This window comes from Allobosea sp. FG18, from assembly GCF_057809495.1.
In genome coordinates, this window is sequence record NZ_JBMDKB010000068.1 from 1 (window position 1) to 3117 (window position 3117).

A 3117-nucleotide genomic window follows, 5' to 3' on the forward strand; every position below is an offset into this window, starting at 1 on the left:
GCCCGAGCGAACTTGCGTATCAAAGAGCTCACGGAGGAAAATGCACTTCTGATTGCGTCACACAGGGCCATGATCATGGCCGTGGGCGAGATTGGCGGAATGCGCGCATATCGGCGCTTTTTCGAGGCCCACCAGGCGGCGTTGAGCAAGCTTGCCGACATCAAGGCCATTCCGGATCCCGTCACACCTCTTCGCCTTGCATCCGTAGCCGATGAGGGGGATGCCTGATGGCCAATGGCCGCCAGATTGCCGAGGCGAACGTCCGCAAACTGCGAGCTTGGGCTGACGAAATCAGACGTCCAGAGGACTGGGCCGCCTTCATTACAAATGGGCAGTTGAACCGGAGCGCCATCGCTAGCGCTTGCGGGTTTGGAAGGTCCGTGTTCGCCCAGAATCCAGCGGCGAAAGCTCTTTTCTTTGAGCTTGAGGGTCGCCTGCACCAAACTGGCGTCCTGGAGCCGCGAGTGGAACGAGATAGAGGCGCTACCGATGCCAGCGTCCAGGCGCAGCATCATCCTGCTGCCGCCGACGACAAGACGCGCCGCTTGGAGCAGGAGATTAAAAGACGAGACGAGCGCATCGCTGCACAGATGGCCGAGATCACTGGGCTCAGGGATCGCCTCCGACGACTGGAGCATATTGAGCAGATCATGCTGTCCGGGCGGCGGGTAATAGTGTGATCGGATCTTTTGCCGTTGAGGCCATTCACTGGATAGGGCGACACGGCGGCGCGATCTTTACGGGTCGCTCTCCGGATGGCTTGCGCATGCGCATCCTCACCAATGGCGATGCGATGCCGCGGCCACCGAGGTTGGGAGAGACGTGGGAACTGCATGGCTCCATTGTCCGCCACCCTGAGCATGGCCCCCAATTGCAAGCGTCCTCAGCCATCCTGGAACGCCCCACCGGCGAGATGGTGATCAGCTTCCTTTGTAGCCCCGCTTGCCCGGGAATTGGGAAGGTCAGAGCACGCCAACTGTACGAGGCTTTCGGCGATCGGCTTTACGATCTACTCGACGGGGGCGACCCTCACAGCCTCAATCCCATCGTCAGCGCGGAGCTTGCGCGGGCGGCAATGCTTGCGTGGGCCGAACAGACGCTCGAAGCAGGAACCTACCGCTGGCTGGATGCGCACGGGCTGCCTCGAAAGATCGCAGCGCCTCTCGCAGCGATCTACGGAAACGCGTTGCCCGAGAAGGCTAAGGAAAACCCATACAGGCTCCTGGCCTTCCTGCCATGGAGGCAGGTCGAAGCTCTTGCTCGGGCGATAGGCGTGCCACTGGATGACCCCAGGAGACTGGTTGCCGGTGTCGAAGCAGCTGTCTATGCCCGGCTTGAAGGCGGGCACACCGCCACCGAAAAGGCTGAGTTGCTTGTCGGCATCCGCTCTCTCTTGGACAGCAGTGAGGAATCCGCGGCCACAGCGCTGAGGCTCGCGATAGAGGACAACGCGGTTCTCCCGTGCGGCGGATTGATCGTAGGCGCCGGCGCCGCCGCCATGGAAACCTTTCTTGCCAACCAGGTGGTCACCCGCTTGGGTGGCCAGGGTCAGATGCCCTTCACATCCGCCCTCGGCACCAGTGAAATCGCCAGAGAGTTGGATCGCTTCGAGCAGCGCCTCGGCTATTCCATGAACCAGGAACAGCGAGCAGCCGTCGCTGCCGCCGTTCGAATGCCCCTGTCCCTGCTCACGGGCGGGGCAGGCACTGGAAAGACAACGGCGCTCCGGGCAGTGCACGACATTTGCGAGCGTCAGCTCAGTTCGGTCTACCAGATCGCGCTGGCGGGCCGAGCTGCCCAGCGCATGAAGGAGACTACCGGCCGACCAGCGATGACCATTGCTGGCTTCATCAATCGGATCGCGGACGGCACCATTGAGCTCGATGCCCTCTCGGGAGCCTTGGTCATCATTGATGAAGCCAGCATGCTCGACCTCCCGCTGTTCTATCGTCTCTTAAAGAAGCTGCCTCCAGATACGCGATTGATGTTGGTCGGCGATCCGGGCCAGATTCCCCCGATCGGGTTTGGCTTGGTACTTCATGTCCTAGCTGAGCCGGAAAGCCCGATCCCAAAAACGCATCTGCTCCAGGTACATCGTCAAGCTGACTCCACTGGCATTCCCGCCGTGGCACGATCCATTCGCGTTGGCGAACTGCCAGCGTTCGTTGGTTATGCCGGTCCCAACCCCGGAGTCAGCTTTATCGAATGCGCTGACCAGGAAATCCCCGACCGCTTAGTTCAGCTACGAGCAGAGCTGGGAGCGACCGGTACCCAGATCATCAGCGCATTGCGGACGGGAAACGCGGGGGTCGCTGGCATCAACAATTTGTTCCACAGCTTCGCCGAAGACCATGGCCGAGAGCCGGGGCAGTTTTTGGCCGGCGAGCCTGTCATTTGGGTACGTAACGACTACGACCTCGAACTTATGAACGGCAGCCTCGGCACTGTAGTTGCGGTTGGAGCGGACGAACTGCGCGTCGATTTTGATGGCGAAACGAGGGTCATCTCGGGAGGCGCGATCGGCAACCTGGAGCACGCGTATGCCATCACGGTGCATAAGGCCCAGGGCTCGCAGTTCCCGCGGGTCATCATGCCAGTGACCAGGAGCCGTTTGCTTGATCGCACCATGCTGTACACTGCGGCGACACGGGCCCAGCAACAGGTGGTCCTCGTAGGAGACCGCAAGGCCTTCGAGAGTGCCGTGCGAGCCGAAGGAATATCAGCCAGCCGACAGATAGGACTGCGATATATTCTGGGCCACCGCCTCAATCGCCCAGTTGCCGTTGCGACAGGCTGCGGCGGTTAGCGGTTGCCCCGGCGCAGCTGGTCCGGGTTGCGCAGCCGGGGCAATCGCGGATTGTCGGGGCGCTTTCATGGGAATCGATCGCGTTACGAAAGCGTCCCGTGCATCTTTACAGGTTCACAGCCGGTCGGCCGACCCGCATATGGCCCGGATTTGCGCACCATTTTCTCAGAGGCAGTAGCGAAGCGTGTGCGGCAAAAGCCCGCACCAAAAGACTGCTGAGTGGTGTGCACCGAAATATCCGAGCCTAAGCCTCAGCAGCCTCACCTGAGACGATCACTCACTCACGCACCAAATTGCGAAAGTTCCTATTT

The 3117-nt window shown here is 60.9% G+C and carries 2 protein-coding genes and 2 pseudogenes; all 4 read left to right on the top strand.

Annotated elements, in window-relative coordinates:
• Positions 1 to 228 (top strand): annotated as a pseudogene (locus tag ACODTJ_RS28970) (hypothetical protein); the annotation flags it as partial.
• Positions 228 to 680, top strand: a complete 453-nt coding sequence (locus ACODTJ_RS28975; RefSeq protein ID WP_488851672.1) for a VPA1267 family protein — start codon at positions 228 to 230, stop codon at positions 678 to 680. The pseudogene ACODTJ_RS28970 and the gene ACODTJ_RS28975, both read left to right, overlap by 1 nt.
• 395 nt (positions 681 to 1075) lie before the next feature.
• Positions 1076 to 2149 (top strand): annotated as a pseudogene (locus ACODTJ_RS28980) (AAA family ATPase); the annotation flags it as partial.
• 276 nt (positions 2150 to 2425) lie between these two features.
• The gene (locus ACODTJ_RS28985; protein ID WP_488851674.1) at positions 2426 to 2806 is read left to right on the top strand and encodes an ATP-binding domain-containing protein; all 381 of its coding nucleotides are present in this window, start codon (positions 2426 to 2428) and stop codon (positions 2804 to 2806) included.
• Positions 2807 to 3117: the final 311 nt, after the last annotated feature.